20 protein-coding genes are annotated in these 16,965 nt (G+C 69.5%); 11 read left to right on the top strand and 9 right to left on the bottom strand.

What is annotated here, in order from left to right:
* Positions 1–23: 23 nt before the first annotated feature.
* Positions 24–677, bottom strand: coding sequence for a hypothetical protein (locus tag VMT65_RS24765; protein ID WP_326310782.1), 654 nt, complete (start codon positions 675–677; stop codon positions 24–26).
* 18 nt (positions 678–695) lie between these two features.
* Between VMT65_RS24765 and VMT65_RS24760 the strand changes: the two genes are divergently transcribed.
* Positions 696–872, top strand: coding sequence for a hypothetical protein (locus VMT65_RS24760; RefSeq protein WP_326310781.1), 177 nt, complete (start codon positions 696–698; stop codon positions 870–872).
* 15 nt (positions 873–887) lie between these two features.
* Here the strand turns inward: VMT65_RS24760 and VMT65_RS24755 are convergent, their stop codons facing one another.
* The gene (locus VMT65_RS24755) at positions 888–1,739 is read right to left on the bottom strand and encodes a fructosamine kinase family protein (RefSeq protein ID WP_326310780.1); all 852 of its coding nucleotides are present in this window, start codon (positions 1,737–1,739) and stop codon (positions 888–890) included.
* 84 nt (positions 1,740–1,823) lie between these two features.
* Entirely contained in the window at positions 1,824–2,615 is a 792-nt protein-coding gene (locus VMT65_RS24750; protein WP_326310779.1) for a helix-turn-helix domain-containing protein, read from the bottom strand.
* Positions 2,616–2,737: 122 nt separating this feature from the next.
* Here VMT65_RS24750 and VMT65_RS24745 point away from each other — a divergent pair, with 122 nt between their 5' ends.
* Complete coding sequence (locus tag VMT65_RS24745; RefSeq protein WP_326310778.1) at positions 2,738–3,523, top strand: DeoR/GlpR family DNA-binding transcription regulator; 786 nt, start codon at positions 2,738–2,740, stop codon at positions 3,521–3,523.
* Between the two features lie 36 nt (positions 3,524–3,559).
* Positions 3,560–3,925, top strand: a complete 366-nt coding sequence (locus VMT65_RS24740; RefSeq protein ID WP_326310777.1) for a hypothetical protein — start codon at positions 3,560–3,562, stop codon at positions 3,923–3,925.
* 3 nt (positions 3,926–3,928) lie between these two features.
* Here the strand turns inward: VMT65_RS24740 and VMT65_RS24735 are convergent, their stop codons facing one another.
* The gene (locus VMT65_RS24735; RefSeq protein WP_326310776.1) at positions 3,929–4,798 is read right to left on the bottom strand and encodes an NmrA family NAD(P)-binding protein; all 870 of its coding nucleotides are present in this window, start codon (positions 4,796–4,798) and stop codon (positions 3,929–3,931) included.
* A 245-nt stretch (positions 4,799–5,043) separates the two neighbouring features.
* On the opposite strand from VMT65_RS24735, the gene VMT65_RS24730 reads away from it, so the two are divergent.
* Positions 5,044–5,880 carry an SDR family oxidoreductase gene (locus VMT65_RS24730; protein WP_326310775.1) on the top strand — a complete coding sequence of 279 codons (837 nt, stop codon included), beginning with the start codon at positions 5,044–5,046 and terminating at the stop codon, positions 5,878–5,880.
* A 54-nt stretch (positions 5,881–5,934) separates the two neighbouring features.
* Here VMT65_RS24730 and VMT65_RS24725 read toward each other — a convergent pair whose 3' ends face one another.
* Complete coding sequence (locus VMT65_RS24725) at positions 5,935–6,492, bottom strand: sugar O-acetyltransferase (protein WP_326310774.1); 558 nt, start codon at positions 6,490–6,492, stop codon at positions 5,935–5,937.
* A gap of 62 nt (positions 6,493–6,554) precedes the next feature.
* On the opposite strand from VMT65_RS24725, the gene VMT65_RS24720 reads away from it, so the two are divergent.
* The 3 genes from VMT65_RS24720 (at position 6,555) to VMT65_RS24710 (ending at position 9,191) form a co-directional block, all read left to right on the top strand.
* Positions 6,555–7,454, top strand: coding sequence for a TIGR03619 family F420-dependent LLM class oxidoreductase (locus VMT65_RS24720; RefSeq protein WP_326310773.1), 900 nt, complete (start codon positions 6,555–6,557; stop codon positions 7,452–7,454).
* A 49-nt stretch (positions 7,455–7,503) separates the two neighbouring features.
* Entirely contained in the window at positions 7,504–7,863 is a 360-nt protein-coding gene (locus VMT65_RS24715) for an iron chaperone (RefSeq protein WP_326310772.1), read from the top strand.
* A gap of 116 nt (positions 7,864–7,979) precedes the next feature.
* On the top strand, positions 7,980–9,191 hold the full coding sequence (locus tag VMT65_RS24710) for a hypothetical protein (RefSeq protein ID WP_326310771.1): 1,212 nt from the start codon (positions 7,980–7,982) through the stop codon (positions 9,189–9,191).
* Positions 9,192–9,197: 6 nt separating this feature from the next.
* Here VMT65_RS24710 and VMT65_RS24705 read toward each other — a convergent pair whose 3' ends face one another.
* From VMT65_RS24705 to VMT65_RS24695, 3 genes are all read right to left on the bottom strand, one after another.
* A complete protein-coding gene (locus VMT65_RS24705; RefSeq protein ID WP_326310770.1) occupies positions 9,198–10,853 on the bottom strand; it encodes a DUF4153 domain-containing protein in 1,656 nt (551 codons plus the stop codon).
* Positions 10,854–11,220: 367 nt separating this feature from the next.
* Positions 11,221–12,207 carry a HAMP domain-containing sensor histidine kinase gene (locus VMT65_RS24700; RefSeq protein WP_326311192.1) on the bottom strand — a complete coding sequence of 329 codons (987 nt, stop codon included), beginning with the start codon at positions 12,205–12,207 and terminating at the stop codon, positions 11,221–11,223.
* Between the two features lie 193 nt (positions 12,208–12,400).
* Positions 12,401–13,114, bottom strand: coding sequence for a response regulator transcription factor (locus VMT65_RS24695; protein ID WP_326310769.1), 714 nt, complete (start codon positions 13,112–13,114; stop codon positions 12,401–12,403).
* Positions 13,115–13,233: 119 nt separating this feature from the next.
* Between VMT65_RS24695 and VMT65_RS24690 the strand changes: the two genes are divergently transcribed.
* The 4 genes from VMT65_RS24690 (at position 13,234) to VMT65_RS24675 (ending at position 16,106) form a co-directional block, all read left to right on the top strand.
* Entirely contained in the window at positions 13,234–13,785 is a 552-nt protein-coding gene (locus VMT65_RS24690; protein ID WP_326310768.1) for a hypothetical protein, read from the top strand.
* Positions 13,786–13,917: 132 nt separating this feature from the next.
* Positions 13,918–14,478, top strand: a complete 561-nt coding sequence (locus VMT65_RS24685; protein ID WP_442790305.1) for a copper chaperone PCu(A)C — start codon at positions 13,918–13,920, stop codon at positions 14,476–14,478.
* Positions 14,471–15,700, top strand: coding sequence for a Dyp-type peroxidase (locus VMT65_RS24680; protein WP_326310766.1), 1,230 nt, complete (start codon positions 14,471–14,473; stop codon positions 15,698–15,700). Before VMT65_RS24685 ends, VMT65_RS24680 begins: the two co-directional genes overlap by 8 nt.
* 70 nt (positions 15,701–15,770) lie before the next feature.
* Positions 15,771–16,106 (top strand): YnfA family protein, encoded by a 336-nt coding sequence (locus VMT65_RS24675; RefSeq protein ID WP_326310765.1) that lies wholly within the window; start codon positions 15,771–15,773, stop codon positions 16,104–16,106.
* Positions 16,107–16,219: 113 nt separating this feature from the next.
* On the opposite strand, the gene VMT65_RS24670 is transcribed toward VMT65_RS24675, so the two are convergent.
* Positions 16,220–16,849: a TetR/AcrR family transcriptional regulator gene (locus VMT65_RS24670; protein ID WP_326310764.1), complete on the bottom strand. Its 630-nt coding sequence runs from the start codon at positions 16,847–16,849 to the stop codon at positions 16,220–16,222.
* Between the last annotated feature and the right edge of the window lie 116 nt (positions 16,850–16,965).

Here is a 16,965-nt window from a genome sequence, read left to right as displayed (position 1 = left end):
GCGGCGGGACCGGGCGTCACAGGTCAGCGCGCGGGCACCTCGACCGCGATTTCCCCGCCGAGGTGATAGCCGTCGGCGAGGCGCAGGTTGTCGCCGCTCCAAAACCGGCCCGGGTCATACCAGTTGGGCCGTTTCTGCGGCAGCAGTCCCATGGCCTGGTAGGTCATGGCGACGATTTCGGCGCAGTAGGCGTTCTCGAGTCCGGCTTCAGCCTCGGGGTCTTTCGTTCGTTTCGGCAGCGGCACACGGCCTTTGAGCCATCGTCCCGCGAGGGCGCTGGTGGAGGGGAAGGGCATGCCGTCGAGTCGTGCGACCGTGCGCAGTGCGGCGTCTTCCATGTCTTTGGTGACGGGTCGATCCAGTTGGCGGATCCAGGCCTGCTGCCCGTAGTCGTTGGCCCACCGCAGGACCGCGGCCCGCAGGTCGTGTAGCTGTGCGCCGCGATGATGGTTGCCCGACCAGACGTCGGGCAGTGCCCGTCCGAGTTCGGCGTGCCAGATGAGGGCGGGCAGATCGTCGATGACCAGCGCCATGCCGACGTGGTTGACCGGGCTGTTGGTGAGTCCGCGAATCGCGCGGTCGGCGTGGGAGTGTCCGCGGAACAGCCACAGGTCACCGGTCCGCGTGAGCTCCACGGCTCGGTCCAATTCGACATGTGAGATCACTTCGCGTGGCACGGCGACTAGCCTAGGCGTATGCGCTGGTGGAAGGTACTCGGCTTGGCAGGTGCGGCGGGCGTGGCGGCGACGGGAGTGGTCATCGTCCGCTCCGAACGCAAGCGTCGCGCCTACACCCCCGATCAGGTCCGCGACCGTCTGCATGCCCGCCTTGCGGAGCAATCCGGCGCGAGCGAGCCGCGTGCCGACGTCTGATTCCTCGGGCTCGAGCTAGGCGGCGAGTGCGGATGCCGCTGCGGCGAGGAGCATTCCGCGGTAGGAGCCGCCGAACAACACCACGTGCACCAGCAGGGGGTGGAGTTGGTGTAGTGGAATGCGTTGCCGCCAGCCCGAACTCAGGGGTGTGACCTCTTGGTAGGCGGCGAGGATGCGGTCGAGGTGGGGGGTGCCGAAGAGGGCGAGCATGGCGAGGTCGGTTTCGCGGTGGCCGCCGTGGGCGGCGGGGTCGATGAGCAGGGCGTGGTCGGTGGCCCAGAGGATGTTGCCGGACCAGAGGTCGCCGTGGATGCGGGCTGGTGGTTCGGGTGGGCCGGCGAGGTCGTCGATGCGGTTGATGACGCGTTCGATCAGGCGGGTGCCGTCGCGGCCGAGGTGGGGTGCTGCGGCGGGGAGGTAGGGGGCGAGGCGGTGGTGGGCGTACCAGGTGCCCCAGTCGTCGGTAGCGGGGGTGTTGTCGAGTGGGAGGGTGGCGATGTAGCCGGTCCAGGGTGCGCCGTAGGTGGTGGGAGTGGCGGCGTGGAGGGTGGCGAGGTCGCGGCCGAGGTGTTCGGCGGCGGTGGGGGTGGCGGATTGGGTTGGCTGCCAGGGCAGGACGAGCATGCGGGGGTCGGCGGCGAGGACGGGTGGGACGAGGTGGGGGTGGCCTTCGGCGAGCCAGCGGAGGCTGGCGGCTTCGGCGGTGAGGGCTTGGGAGGTGTCGCCGTCGTGGAGGGCTTTGATGAAAAGGGTTCGGCCGTCGGTGGTTTCGGCGCGGTGCAGGGTCCAGGCGTGGCTGGCGCCGAGGGGGTGTAGGCGTGCGACGGGTTCGCCGGTGAGGTGGGCGAGGTGGGTGGGCACGTCCATGGGTTCTCATTGTGCGGTATGGAACCCGTTGGGCGGACCGACTAGTCGGAAGGGGTTGTGGTCTCGGCCGGTGGGTGAGGAGGTTCAGTCGGCGGGCATGGCGATGCGGTCGCGGAGCAGGGTGGCGGTGGCGGCGTCGGCGGGGAAGAAGGCTTCGATGGCGAGTTCGGCGACGGTGATGTTCATGGGTGTGCCGAAGACGGTGGTGGCGCTGAGGAAGGCGAGTTCGTGGCCGTCGTGGCGCAGGCGCAGGGGGACGACGGTTTGGTCGGGTTCGGGCAGGCCGGGTGCTTCTTCGCCGCCGGGGTAGGCGCGTAGTTCCGCCAGCAGGGCAACGAGTTCGGGTGAGCCGGTGACATCGATTTGGCGTTGCAGGCGTTCGAAGATGTGGCCGCGCCATTCGGGGAGGTTGATGATGCGTGGCGCGAGGCCGTCGGGGTGCAGGGTGAGGCGCAGGCCGTTGACGGGTGGTTGGAGCAGGGCGGGGTCGATGCCGTCGAGGAACAGGCCGATTCCGGCGTTGGCGTCGACCATGGTCCAGGTGGCGTCGATGGCGAGGGCCGGATGGGGTTCGAGGCCGGTGAGGATTTGGCGTAGCGCGTCGCGGATGGGTTGCATGGTGGGGTTGTCGAGGGTGGGTTCGCCGTAGATGGGGGCGTATCCGGCGGCGAGGAGCATGCGGTTGCGTTCGCGCAGGGGGATGTCGAGTTCGTCGGACAGGTGCAGCAGCATGTGGCGGCTGGGTGTGGCGCGGCCGGTTTCGATGAAGCTGAGGTGGCGGGTGGAGGTGTCGGCGCGGCCGGCGAGTTCGAGTTGGCTGAGTCGTCGGGTGGTGCGCCAGTGTCGGAGGAGGTCGCCTGCCGTGGGTGTCGCCATCTGCCGATCGTACGAATGATCAAGCGCGGCTTTCCATTACCCGGTGGGTAATGGTGGAGCCGCCCAACTCCGATTCGAACTTATACCTGTTCATTCGAACAGCACTCTGTTAGAAATATGGGGTGGATGCTGCCGAACGGTTGGATGTGACGCTGCGGCTGGTGCAGGGCGCGGAGCGGGCGTCGGTGTCGGAATTGGCTCAGCGCCTGGGTGTTTCGGAGATGACGGTGCGCCGGGATCTGGACACCCTGGAGCAGCGCGGGCTGGTGCGGCGGGTGCACGGCGGCGCGATCGCCACGCACCCTCGCACGCGGGCAGGCGGTTTCGCCGATCGCGCGGGCTGGTCGGCCGCGATCAAGGATCGGCTCGGCGCGGCGGTCGCGGCGTTGATCGCGCCGGGTTCGCGGGTGCTGCTGGATGCGGGCACGACGACCGTGCATGTCGCGCGGGCATTGCTCGACCGCGCGCCGTTGACGGTGACTGCGTTGAGTTTGCAGACCGCGGTGTGCCTGGCCGACCAACCGGATATCGATCTTTTGGTGTGCGGCGGCCGTTCTCGTCCGGGTGAGCAGTCGCTGGTCGGCCCGGTGGCATTGCGTGCGCTCGAGTCGCTGGCCTTCGATGTGTTCGTCATGTCGATCGGCGGCGTGCACGCCGAGTACGGCTGGTCGGAATTTTCGCTCGAGGATGCGGCGGTGAAGCAGGCCGGTATCGCGCAGTCGGCGCGCGTGATCGCCGTCGCCGATGCGACCAAGCTCGGGGTGCGTGCCTTCAGCCAGGTCGCTTCCCTGGGCGCGGCGCACGAGTTCGTCACCGACCGCACCGCCGCGGAGGCGTCCATTCATCCGGCCGGACCGGCCACCCTCGATGCCCTGCGGGAAGCGGGCGTCGTCATCCATTCGGCGTGAACCGATTGTGCGTGAACCGATTACGAAGGAGTCCCCGTGTCGAATTCTCAGATGATCCTGGTCGCGGGCCCGTACCGTTCGGGTACCGGCGACGATCCGGCCAAGTTGGCCGCGAATATGCGGGCCATGAACGAAACCGCGCTCACCCTGTTCCGGGCCGGGCATCTTCCGGTCACCGGCGAAGCATTGGCGCTGCCGTTGCTGGAGGTCGCGGGCAGTGCCCGCATCGGTGATCGGGTCTACGACGAGATTTTTCACCCCATCGCCGAACAGCTGCTGTCGCGCTGTGATGCGGTGTTGCGTATCGGCGGCCCGTCCGAGGGCGCGGATCGCATGGTCGCGCAGGCACGCGCCGAGGGCAAGGCGGTGTACGCGGGCCTGGCCGAGGTGCCGCCCGCGTGAGGGTCAGTGTGGGGCGGGCCGGTGGATGGCGAAGTCGGACAAGGTGATCGGCGGGTGGCCGCCATATTTCTCGATCGACGGGGTCACCTGGTAGAGGCCTTTGCCTTCGCCGAGCAGGCGGAAGATCTCCCACAGCTTGCTCAGGTGTTCGGCGGCGTGCGGGGTGCCGTAGAACTCGAGCGCCCAGCGGTGCCAGGCGGCCGGGTCGGTGTCGTGATAGGTGCGGCCCAGGGCGCGGGCGGCGGAACCGATGGTCACGACATCCCCGGTGAGCAGCAGCACCGGGTCGACGTCCAGGCTTGGGTCGCACAGCAGCCCGGCGGCGACGCGAGCGACATCGGAGGCCGCGACCAGCGGTAGTTCGGTGGTCTCGGGTCCCATCGGCAGGCTCAGCCCCTCGCCGCCACCCGTATCGGCGATGCGGGCGAGGTTTTCGTGGAAGACGGCGGCACGCAAGTGGATCGCGCCGATATCGGCCCAGTCCAGGATCTGTTCGGCGACCCAGTGCTGGCGCATGCGCGGGGTCAGCGCCTGGGGCCCGGCGGCGAGTTGGGACACGGCGACGACGCGCGGGACCTCGGCTTCGCGGGCGGCGACGGCGAATGCGCCTGCCGCGTCGAGGAGTCCGTCGATGACCGGATAGGTGAAGTACGCGCCGCGCACACCGTCCATGGCGGTGCGCACGAACGCCAGATCGCGCAGATCGCCGGCCACGACCTGGGCGCCGAGGGCGCGCAGCAGGTGGGCGCGTTCATCGTCGCGGTGGACGAGGGCGCGCACCGGGATGCCGCGGCCGAGCAGTTGTGCGGTGAGGTGCCGTCCGGTGGATCCATCGCGCCCCCCGGCGGCACCGGTGACCAGTACCGGCTCCATGTCTCAACGGTACGGGCTGGGTGGTGGCGGCATGGGCGGTTCGCGGGTGCTCGCGCGTTCCGCTTATGCGGCGGTTGGGCCGGGAGTGTTGTCACCGGGGATTGCGCCCGATGTCGCCGTTCCGGTTCGCAGGCCCGGCCGGGGCTGTTACTCGTTGCGCGGCAGTGTCTTTCGCATGATCAGCCGCACGATCGGGTGTCCGGATCCCGCGACAGCGCGGCTCGGGTGTGGCAGGCTGGCAGGGCATGAGCACCATGCTGATCACGGGGGCCACGTCGGGGATCGGCTTGGCCGCCGCACGCCAACTCGCCGCCGACGGACATCATCTGATCCTGGTCGGCCGCAATCCCGAAAAGCTCGCCGCCACCACCGAACTGGTGCGGTCGCGGGCCACCGCCGACGTCGACGCGCTCGAATGCGATCTGGCCTCCCTCGACGCGGTGCGCGAGCTGGCCGCGACGGTGAACAAGACCTACGACCGTCTCGACGTGCTGGCCAACAACGCGGGCGGATTCCATCTGCGCCGCACCGAAACCCGCGACGGGCTCGAGGCCACCTTCGCCGTCAACCATCTCGCCGGTTTCCTGCTCACCGAGCTCCTGCTGGACCTGATGCGCGATAGCGCCCCCTCACGCATCCTGTTCACCTCCTCGGTCATGCACTACGGCAACACCTTCGACTTCGACGATCCGCAGTTGTGCCACGGCTACAGCGGCACCTCGGCCTACGGGCGCGCCAAACTCGCCAATATCCTCTACACCCGCGACCTGGCCCAGCGCCTGACCGGAACTCGCGTCACCGCCAACGCCTTCCACCCCGGCGTGGTGGCCACCGGCATCTGGGACGCCGCCCCCTGGTTCGCCCGCCCCGTCATGGCGTTGGGCAAACGCCTTTTCATGATCACCCCCGAGGAAGGCGGCCGCGCCCTCACCTACCTGGCCACCGACCCCGACGTCTCCGCCGTCACGGGTTGCTACTTCCAACGCAACCGCGTCAAAGCCCCCTCCCCTGCTGCCCAGGACGACGTCGCCGCCTCCCGCTTGCACCGCCTCTGCGCCGAGCTGACCGGTCTGCCGGAATGAGCCCTGCCGCACCGGCAGCGCGGTGAACGATCGTCGACCACCCCGCCGACCGGGTCAGAGGGTGCGGATGATGCGGGCGGGGTTGCCTGCTGCGAAGACTTTCTCGGGCATATCGCGGGTGACGACGCTGCCCGCGCCGATGACGGTGTTGTCGCCGATGGTGACGCCGGGGCAGACGATGACGCCGCCGCCGAGCCATACGTTGTCGCCAATGGTGATGGGGGCGGCGGTTTCCCAGCGTTGGCGGCGCAGGTCGTGGTCGTGCATCGGGTGCAGGGCGGTGAGCAGTTGGGTGCGGGGGCCGATGGAGACGTCGTCGCCGATGGTGATGGGGGCGCAGTCCATGAAGATGGCGTCGTAGTTGAGGAAGCTGTTGCGGCCCAGGCGGATCAGGTGGCCGTAGTCGCATTGGAACCGCGGCATGATCCAGGAGCCGTCGCCGATCGCGCCGAGGAGCTCTTCGAGGATGGCGCGACGTTGGAGGTCCTGGCCTGACCGGGTGGCGTTGAAGCGGTCCAGCAGGCCCTGGCAGCGCAGGCGTTCGGCGACGAGTTCGGGATCGTTGTCGCGGTAGAGCTGTCCGGCCAGCATGCGGTCTTTGTGTTCTCCCACCCGACCTATCCTGGCGGGGATCACCGTGTCGGGCGCGCACGCGTGTCTGGTATCACGAAAGCGTGAGAATCGGCTTCGCTCTTCCCCAATGCGGTCCGCAGGCGCGCCAGGGCGCACAGATCGCGCACTTCGCCACCGTGCTCGAACAGGCCGGGGCCGACAGCCTCTGGGTCGGTGAGCGGCTGCTGGCCGCCACGAACCCGAAGGTCGGTTACGCGGGCCGCGACACTATCCCCGACGAATTCAACTCCGTGCTCGACCCGTTCGTGCTGCTGGGCATCGCGGCCGCGGTCACCGAACGGGTCACGTTGGGCGCGAATGTGCTCATCGCGCCGCTGTATCGGCCCGCGCAGCTGGCTCGCGCGCTCACCACGATCGACGTGATCAGCGACGGGCGACTCATTCCCGGCTTCGGGATCGGCTGGTCGCCGGAGGAGTACGAGGCCGCCGGAGTCCCGTTCACCCATCGCGGGGCGCGGTTGGACGAGATTCTCGATGCGCTCGAAGCCATCTGGACCACCGACCCCGCCGGATACCAGGGCCGCTACGTCACCGTGCCCGAACATCGCAGTGAGCTGAAGCCGGTGCGGCGCCCGCGACCGCCGTTCTATCTGGGCGCGTTCAACCCGGCCGGGCTCGCCCGCGTCGGTCGTCGCGCCGACGGCTGGCTGCCCGTGGTCCCGGTGCCCGGCCCGCCCGGCTGGGGCAGCCAACTGTTGAAGCTGCGCGCGGTCGTCGACCAGGCCGCCGTCGAGGCCGGTCGGGACCCGCAGGCCATCGACACGATCCTGCGTGTCAATGTCGCGGCGGGCACCGAGCTGGCGCTGGTGGCCGACACCATCGAATCCGTCGTCGCCGATACTGGATTCGACGATGTCTTCATCGACCTGCTCTATCTCGCCGATACCGTCGACGCGTCGCTGGACACCGCCCTGGCATTGCTGCAACGCCTGCGCGGCTGACCGGTACCGTCGACTCGGACACTGTCGGCTGTCGGAAGGGTGGCCCGTCATGGCGAAACCGGAACCCCACACCGTCGAGGAATACCTGGCGGGCCAACCCGCCCCGATGCGCGAAGCCCTGGAGAACGTGCGCGCGGTCGTGCGCACCGCGCTGCCGGAGGCCACCGAGACCCTCAGCTACAAGATGCCGACGGTGGAGGTGAACGGGAAACCGGTCATGTATTTCGCGGGCTGGAAGAAGCACCTGTCGGTGTATCCCGTGCCCGCCGGTGACGCCGCCTTCGAGGCGGCCATCGCCCCGTATCGGGCGGGCAAGGGCAGCTTGAACTTTCCGTTGAAGAATCCCGTGCCCTTCGAGCTCATCGGCGATATCGCGGCCCGCCTGGCCGCCCAGCGCGCCGGGCACTGAGCCGGATAGGCGAATACGGCCCTTTCCGGGCATACTCGATCCCGTTGTGCCGCAGGGCCGCCCGGGTGAAGTGCCCGGAGCACCGGACCAGGGGTGTGTGGAAGGAGTTCGGACCGGTGGGGTTGCGCAGTCCGGTCGCGTTGGCCGGAGTCGTGGGAATCGGGGTACCGGTACTCGCGGCAGGGGTGGTCGCGGGACTCACCATCAAGACCGGGGAGACCGGGCCGTATCCGAGTTCGGCGAGCACTGAGTCGCCGTCGACCACGACGGCCGCCACCTTGCAGGCGGCCACGGTGGTCGCGCCCGTCGCACCGGATCCGGTTGGCTTCCAACCCGATTCGATCAACTTCATCTCCGCCGACGAAGGCTGGACGCTGGGCCGAACCTATCCGTGCGGTAGTGAACCGTGCCAGGCGTTGCGACACACCGCCGATGGTGGTCGAAGCTGGCAGGCGGTCGCGCTGCCCGGTCCTTTGCTGGCGAACTCGCCGACCCGCCATGCGAACGCTCGGGGCTGGGTGAAGTTCGCCGACACCCGCAATGGCTGGGTCGGTGTGGACGGCATGCTATTCGCCACCCACGACGGCGGCAAGACCTGGAAGCAGGTCCCGCTCGACATCAACGCGGTGACAGGCGATTTCACCCTGACCGTCGCCGAGGACAGCGCCTACATCGCCGTGACGCAACCGGGTGAGAAGACGGTGCTGTTCAGCAGTCCCGTCGACAGCGACTCCTGGACGCAGACCGCCGATCTTCCCGTCGCGATGGGCGGGGGTCCGGATCCGTCGGCCGCGGTCACCGTCGTCGGCAACCGCGCCTGGGTGGTCGTCACCAACCGCACCCGCAGCGGCGCGCGTCTCGTGGACGGGACCTGGAGCCCGTGGAAGCTGCCCTGCGGCGGCAACGGGCCCGCCGACTGGCACGCGCTGTCGGAGCGGCGGGTTCTGGCGCTGTGTGGTCGGCCCGGTCCCGCCCAGAACGACAGCGCCACCACCCATCTCATGACCTCCACCGACGGCGGCGCGACCTTCACCGAGACCGGACAACTGTCGGCCGCGTTGGCCAGCTACGCGGTCCTCGTGCCCGCCGATGCCAGCCATCTGGTCGCGGCGCTCGACGATCGCGTGCTCGCCTCGGCCGACGGCGGCGAGTCCTGGACCACCGCCTACACCGCACCGGACCGGGGGTGGGAACCGGTCGCCGGGGAATTCACCACCGAGACAACCGGTTTCGTGATCCTGACGCACACCGGGTCGGCACACAGTGCCTCGATGATGCTCACCACCGACGACGCTGGACGCACCTGGACACCGGTGAGTTTCGGCTGAGCACCGTCAGCGGTCGGCGGTGGCGCGCGAGTAGTTCCAGCCCTGCCACGAATCACCGCTCAGGCGAGCGCGCACGGCATTCACGATCACGGCGCGTTCGGGTTCGGGCAGCCGGTCGGTGGCGGGCAGGACATCGGTAGACAAGGTGCCCAGGTAGTCGGTGTCCAGGCGCTTGCCCGACTGCCAGCGGTCGATATTGCGGTCGGCCACAAAGCCTTCCGGGTTCAGCACGGCCAGACTCAACAGGGTCACCGCCGCCGCCCCGACCGCCGCGCGTGGCACCCAACCGCGCCGCAACCGGACCAGACTCGCCAACACCAGCAGATACACCAGCGCGATCCAGCCCTCGAACACCTCCACCAGCAACCGCATCACGGTGAACCCGTAGGCCTGCTGATAGGTCCACATTCGGTGCAGCGCCGAGGCGACGATCACTAACGTCAACCCGCACACCACCGCGACCGCGCCCCGCAGCCACCGCCGTTCGCCGCCGGTCTCCTGCCGGGCATAGCGCAACACCGCGCCAATCACGGCCAGGGTCAACATGCTCACGATCGACAACTGCCAGAACCCACTGCGCGCGTACTCCGCATATGTGAGCCCGGCTGTGCGCTGCACATACCCGTCCCCGCCGAACAGCACCGCGATCTGCGTGCCTACGAAGGCCGCGAACACAATCGTCAACGCTCCCACCGGAATCCCCCACTCGACCGGTGAGAACCGCCGAATTCCCATCCAGCCCAGCGGATCCAGCCCCTCGCTCGCGAGGGAATCCACGCCCGCCTCGGACCCGTCGCTGGCCTCGGCTCCATTCCGCGCCTCGGCCCCGGTAGTGCGCGCGGCAATCGGCGGCGGCCCGGCCAGCAGATACAGCGCACCCGCCGTCCCCAGGCCCGCGACCACGAACACGAATCCCCACCGCAGCACCGCGGGCACGTCGATGCGCGGCAGCAGCCCGTTCACCAGCGCCGCGAACACCGCGTCGGCCCCCGACAGCAAGGGCACCACCACCAACAGCAGCGCGGCGGCCACCGCCACCGACCACCACACCCGCAGCGATCCGGGCCGCGTCCGCCCCCGAGTCCGCTCGAGCGCCCGATACAGCCACGGCACCGACATCACCGCCGAGAACGGCACCGCCAGCGCGTCGAACCACAGCCCGTAGATCGAACGCGGCACCACCGCCAGCGACCCGGCCACCGCGGCACCCACCAGACACAGCGCGAAAAGCCATGGCGCATCCCGCACCACCCCGACCGCCAACAGCGCCAACGCCAGCCCGGTCCAGCCCGCCCGCTCCCAACGCACCCGATCCGAACCCGCGCGGGCGGATGCGGCGGTCCCCTCCGCCGTCGCATCCGCCTCTGACACGGACTCCGGATGTTCCGGACCTTCGGCTGCCCGCCGATCCTTCGCATCACCCGAATCCTCGGACTCGAGCGCATTATCGGAGTCGTCGGCATCGTCCGAATCGGCTCGCCGCGCGGCGCGATCGACCGCGAACACCGTGCCCGCAATCGTCGCGCCCGCGAGCAGCCACCCCAAGCCCGGGCGGTCCAGGGGCACGAACACCGCCGCGGCCACCCCGGAGGCCACGGTGGCCGCCAGCAACCCGCCGGGCAGCGGGACAATACGCGAGCGCGGCGGAACAGGCTGGGGCACAGGATGATTCGCCGATCGGCGGGGACCGTCAGGAGACAGGTTCGAGCCCGGTCCCGACGGGACAAGTGGGGAGCCGAGCGGACTCGCGTACGCCCGCGCGGCGGCATCCGAGCCCGCCCAATTCAGCGGTGGCGGCATGGCGACGCCCGGCCCCGGCGCGGATGCGGCAGTGGTCGCAGCGGCCGCGGCTGGTTCGGGATCGGATGTGGCGGAGGTCGTCGAAGCGTCTGCGGCGGGCTCGAGATCGGGTGTCGGTGGTTCCGGATCGGGTGTGGTGGAAGGGTTTTCGGGCATGGCGGAGCCTCCGATGGGTGTGCGGGACCGTCCCGGGAGCGCGGGGCGCTGCGGGAGGGTCGGTGATGTGGTGTCAGGAGTTGGGCAGGGTGATGCGGATACGTGAGCCCGGGTCGGCGACGGCGATGGTGCCGCCGTGCAGGTCGATGATCCAGCGGGCGATGGCCAGTCCCAGGCCGGTGCCGCCGCCGGTGGCGCGCCCGCCGCGGGTGAAGCGTTCGAACACGCGGGCGCGCTCGGGGATCGGGATGCCGGGCCCGTCGTCGGCCACCTCGAGGATGGTGTGGGTGCGCTCGGCGCGCGCGTGCAGGCGCACCTCGCCGTGGGAGGGGCCGTGGCGGGTGGCGTTGTCGAGGAGGTTGAGCAGCACTTGGTGCAGGCGGGCGCGGTCGGCGTACACGGTCAGCTCGGGGGTGGCCACGGCGATCGTGAACCGCACCGGCCGGTCGATCGCGGCGGCCATCACTTCGGCCTCGGCGACAACCTCTTTCAACAGCGGCTCCACCGGCAGGGCTTCTCGATCCAGGGCTACCGCACCGGCCTCCACGCTCGACAAGGCCAGCAGCTCGGTCACCAGCAGGCTCAGCCGCTCGGTCTGGGCGAGCGCGGTGCGCAGCGTCGCCGGATCCGGTTCGGCGACCCCGTCCACGAGATTCTCGAGCACCGCCCCCAAAGCCGTGATGGGCGTGCGCAATTCGTGCGACACATTGGCGATGAACTCCCGCCGCTGCTGATCGGCCGCGGCCAGATCGGCGGCCATCTGATTGAACGCCTGCGCCAACTGCCCCACCTCGTCGCGCGAGGTCGCCCGCACCCGCCGCGAATAATCCCCCTGCGCCATCCGTTGCGCGGCCGCGGTCATCTCCCGCAGCGGCAACGTCATCCCGTGCGCGAGCACCTGCGAAAGGATCAACGCCAACAATGTGGCCGCGATCGTCGTCTTGGGTGGCAGCCATCCGATCTGCATGGCGAAGAACCCGAAAGCCACCGCCCCCGACCCCACCATCAGAATCGCCAACTTCACCTTGATCGAGGGCACCCGATCCAACGGCCGAGGCATCCACCCCGCCACTCGCTCCCACACGCCCCTCACCGTTCCCCCTCCCGCCGAGTGGCACATCCTGGAGGCCAATTCGGGCAAATCCCCTCCACGGTGTGCCACTCGGTGTCATGGCCGCGGGGAGATTGCTCGAGGGTCGGTCGGTGGCGGGTCGGGCGCGCACATATCTGGTCTCGGGCGGATCGCTGCCAGGTCATCGGGCCTCCAAGGCATAACCGACGCCGTGGACGGTGCGGATCAGGTCCGCGCCGAGTTTGCGGCGCAGGGCCTTGATGTGGCTGTCGACGGCGCGGGTGCCCGAAGCGTCGGCCCAACCCCAGACCTCGCTGAGTAGTCGTTCGCGGGCCAGGACGGTGCGCGGGCGGCGGGCCAGATGCACGAGGAGTTCGAATTCCAGTGGGGTGAGCTGGGTTTCGTCCTCGCCGCGCCAGACGCGGCGTTGATCGGTGTCGATGCGTAGGTCGCCGACGACGATGGTAGCCCCGGGGGCGGCGGTGCGTTCGACCCGGCGCAGTAGGGCGTGCACGCGGGCGGTGAGCACCCGCATGGAGAACGGCTTCGTCAGGTAGTCGTCCGCGCCGACACCCAAGCCGATCAGCATGTCGGTCTCGTCGGTGCGGGCGGTGAGCATGAGCACCGGCACCGGGCGTCGCGCCTGGATGCGGCGGCACACCTCGAGGCCGTCGAAGCCGGGCAGCATGACGTCCAGGACCACCAGGTCCGGATCGCCGGCGGCCTCGGCGGCCACCGCGGCGGGCCCGTCGTGGGCGATATCGACCGCGTACCCCTCGGCGCGCAGGCGGGCGGCGATGGATTCGGCGATGGTCGGCTCGTCCTCCACCACCAGAATCCGGCGGGCCGTGCCCGGGGCACTCGCCTGGCCATTGCGCAGCGGACTGGTTTCCATGCAGGTGACATTAGGCAACCGGGATGGAGATGGTTCGCGCCGATTGTGAAGATGTCGTGGAGACGCCGGTCATACCACCTGCACACGGCACCCACGACACGGCGTCGTAGCATGTCCGGGTGCGCTCACCGACGGATCACACCGCGCGCCTGCGTGGCGCGGCCGTCGGCGCATCCTCCGGCGCGGTCGCCTTCCTCGCCCACGGACTCGGCGGCGGCGCGACCACACCCGACACCTCCGCGCTGGCGCTGCTGTTCGCGGCGTGCACGCTGATCGGTGTCGTGGTCGCCGCGCTGCGCCCGCGCTACGGCCTGGCCGGGACCATGGCCCTGCTGGGTGCCGGGCAGGCGGTCGGACACGCGGCGCTGTCGATGTCGCCGGGCCACCACCATCACACGTCCTCGCCGTCGATGCTCATCGCGCATCTGGTGGCGATTCCCTTGGGCGCGCTCGTGATTCGCGCCGCCGAGGCGGGCATGCGCCGGGCCATCACCAGCGTGCGGCGGTTCATTCTCGCCCTCGGGTCGACACCGCGACCGCCCGCACGCGCCTGGCGCGGGCGGGCAGCCGATGACCGGGCCGAGGTTCGACGGCTGCTGGTCAGTCCCGGCATCGGACGGCGCGGCCCACCGGTGGCCGCCGCGTTCTGCTCATCTCTCGCTCCGGTGTAATACCGCGATCTCCTCCTTCGACCCCTCGTCGGTCGAATGCGCTCGGTCGACTGTGCCGCGCGCACATCGAGTTTCGTCGCGTCCCGGGGCGCTTTTCCTCACCCCTGACAGATGGAGACCTCCATGTCCCAGATGCCCCGCTGCCATTCCTTCCGCCTGCGCACCGGCGGATTCGCGCGTCGCCTCGGCGCGGCCGCCGCCATCACCACCCTGGCCCTGCTGCCGGTCGCCTGCTCGAACTCCCAGACCGCCTCCGACGCCCCGGCCAAGGCCGCGGACTCGGTGCGCTTGTCCGACCAGTGGGTCAAGGCCGCCGACTCGGGCATGTCCGCCGCCTTCGGCACCCTCTCCAACGCCTCCGACAAGCCGGTCAACCTGGTGGCCGCCACCAGCCCGGCCTCGGCGACCGTGGAGATCCACGAGGTCGTGCCCGACGGCGCGGGCGAGAAGACCATGCGCCCCAAGGCCGGTGGCATCGTCATCCCCGCCCACGGCAGCGCCACCCTCGAGCCCGGCGGCGACCACCTGATGTTCATGGGGCTCAAGGCTCCGCTGCGCACCGGCGCGGACACCCCGATCACGCTGACCTTCTCCGACGGTTCGACCACCACCGTCACCGCGCAGGTGCGTGACTTCGCGGGCGGCAAGGAGAACTACCAGCCCTCCGGCGACAATGCCGCCCACGGTGGCTGAGCCCGCCCTACCCCAGGCCCGCCTGTCGCGGCGGCGACTGCTCGGCGGGTCGGCCCTCGCGGCGGGCGCGGCCGGGGCCGCCGGACTCGGCTGGGGCGCGGCCACCCTCGACCACCGCGACCACGACCGCGACCCCGCCCTGGACACGGTCGCCTTCTACGGCACCCATCAGGCCGGGATCGCGACCGAACCGCCCGGGCACGCCGCATTCGTCGGGTTCGATCTGAAACCCGGTGTGGGACATGACGACATCATCGGTCTACTGAAGATCTGGACCGATGACGCGGCACGCCTGACCCAGGGCCGACCCGCGCTCGCCGACACCGAACCCGAGCTGGCCGCCCGCCCGGCGCGGCTGACCGTCACCGTCGGGTTCGGGCCGGAGCTGTTCACCGCTGCCGGACTGACCGATCAGCGCCCGCATTGGCTCAAACCGTTGCCGCCGTTCGGCATCGACAAACTCGATGCCGCCTGGTGCGGCGGGGATCTGCTGCTGCAGATCTGCGCCGAGGAGGCCACCACGGTCTCCCACGCCGTGCGCGTGCTGTCCAAGCATGTGAAATCGCTGGTGTCGGTGAAATGGGTGCAGCGCGGATTCCGCAACGCCGCCAAGGGCCAGACCATGCGCAACCTCATGGGCTCGGTCGACGGCACCGTCAATATCGCCCCGGACACACCGGATTTCGATCGGCTGGTGTGGGACGACGGCGCGGGACGGCCGTGGCTGGCCGGCGGCACCTCCATGGTGTTGCGGCGCATCGCCATGGTCCTCGAGACCTGGGACGAACTCGACGCCGACGGGCGCGCCATCACCATCGGCCGCACCGTCGACACCGGCGCACCCCTGTCGGGTACCCGCGAATTCGACGAACCCGACTTCGCGGCCGTCGACCAGTACGGGATCTCGAAAATCCCGCCGTCCTCGCACATCGCCCGCGCCCACCACGCCCATGACGGGGAGCGGTTCCTGCGCCGCGGCTACAACTACGACGACGCACCCGCACCCGGGCACGTCTCCAACTCCGGGCTGCTGTTCGCCTCGTTCCACCGCGATATCGACGCCCAATATCTGCCGGTGCAGCAGCGGCTGGCCGAGTTCGACGCGCTCAACCAGTGGACGACACCGATCGGGTCGGCGGTCTTCGCCATCCCGCCCGGAGTGCCCGGACCGGGCGGCTACCTCGGTCAGCAGTTGTTCGAATACGCTGCGGCGCAACGATGATCCGCGACGGTCGGACCGCACGCGGGTGCGGTCCGACCGCAACGCCAGGAGTGGCTCTAAGGTAACCGGCATGACCGTGCTGCGATCGATCGTGCTGTTCGGGCTGGCCGCCGTCGCCGAGATCGGCGGGGCCTGGCTGATCTGGCAGGGGGTGCGCGAACACCGCGGCTGGGGGTGGATGGGGGCGGGCATCGTCGCGCTCGGGCTCTACGGATTCGTCGCGACCCTGCAACCCGACGCGCACTTCGGGCGCATCCTCGCCGCCTACGGTGGCGTGTTCGTGGCCGGATCCCTGTTGTGGGGCATGGCATTCGACGGATTCCGGCCCGACCGCTGGGATGTCATCGGTGCACTGGTGTGCCTGCTCGGAGTTGGGCTCATCATGTACGCGCCACGCTCGACCTAGGACACGCGTGGCATGTGCCACGTGAAACCAACTGCGACAGAACTGCATTCACGCACTCGATGCACACTTGCAGTGCACGAAACAATCACCGGATTCCGCCGGTCGGCGCGCGGTTACCGGGAGTCGCCGAGCAGCCCGTCGACGATCGTGCGCGCCAAATCCAGGGCGCTCTCATCGCCCATGCGGGCCGCGGTGTTGGCGGCGCTGACGATCGCGTCCAGTTGGAACGCCACCGCGTGCGGGTCGAGCCCCGGCATATGGCCCTGCTCCTGGGCGCGGGCGATCTCCTTCTCCAACACCGCGAACCACTCGTCACGATCGGCGACCAGCGCGTCGCGCACCGGGCCGGGGCGGCTGTCGAACTCGGGCACGCTCTGACCGCGGAAGCAACCGCCCGGCAACATCGGCTCCCCGATATAGGCGAACCAGTTCTCCACGATGGCCCGCAGCCGCGGCATGCCACCTGCGTGGGCGTAGGCGGGGCGAATCACGATGTCGATGAACATCTCTCGCGCCGACTGCACCGCGGCCAGCTGCAACTTCTCCTTCGTGCCGAACAGGGTCGCCACCCCGGACTTGCTGACGCCCAGATCTCCCGCGAGGCGTCCCAGACTCAATCCCGTGAGTCCCTCGACCGAGGCGACCTCGGCTGCGTGCCGGGCGATCGTCGCCCGCGCGCGAGCGCCCTTCAAGAGGCGTTGATCGGAAATCTCCTGCTCGGCAGGCCGCACCGGTTCGTTCACCCCTCCATCTTGGCACCACCTGTTGCAAATACGCACGATCGTGCGTACTTTTCAACAATACGAACGATCGTGCGTTCAGTTTACCCTCCGCTTCACCCCGTTCCGTAGAGAGCGCC

Origin of the sequence: Nocardia sp. CDC153, from assembly GCF_035818515.1 — a bacterium.
GTDB lineage: Bacteria > Actinomycetota > Actinomycetes > Mycobacteriales > Mycobacteriaceae > Nocardia.
Note: the sequence above shows the minus strand (reverse complement) of the source record. Positions and strands in the feature narration are given on the sequence as shown.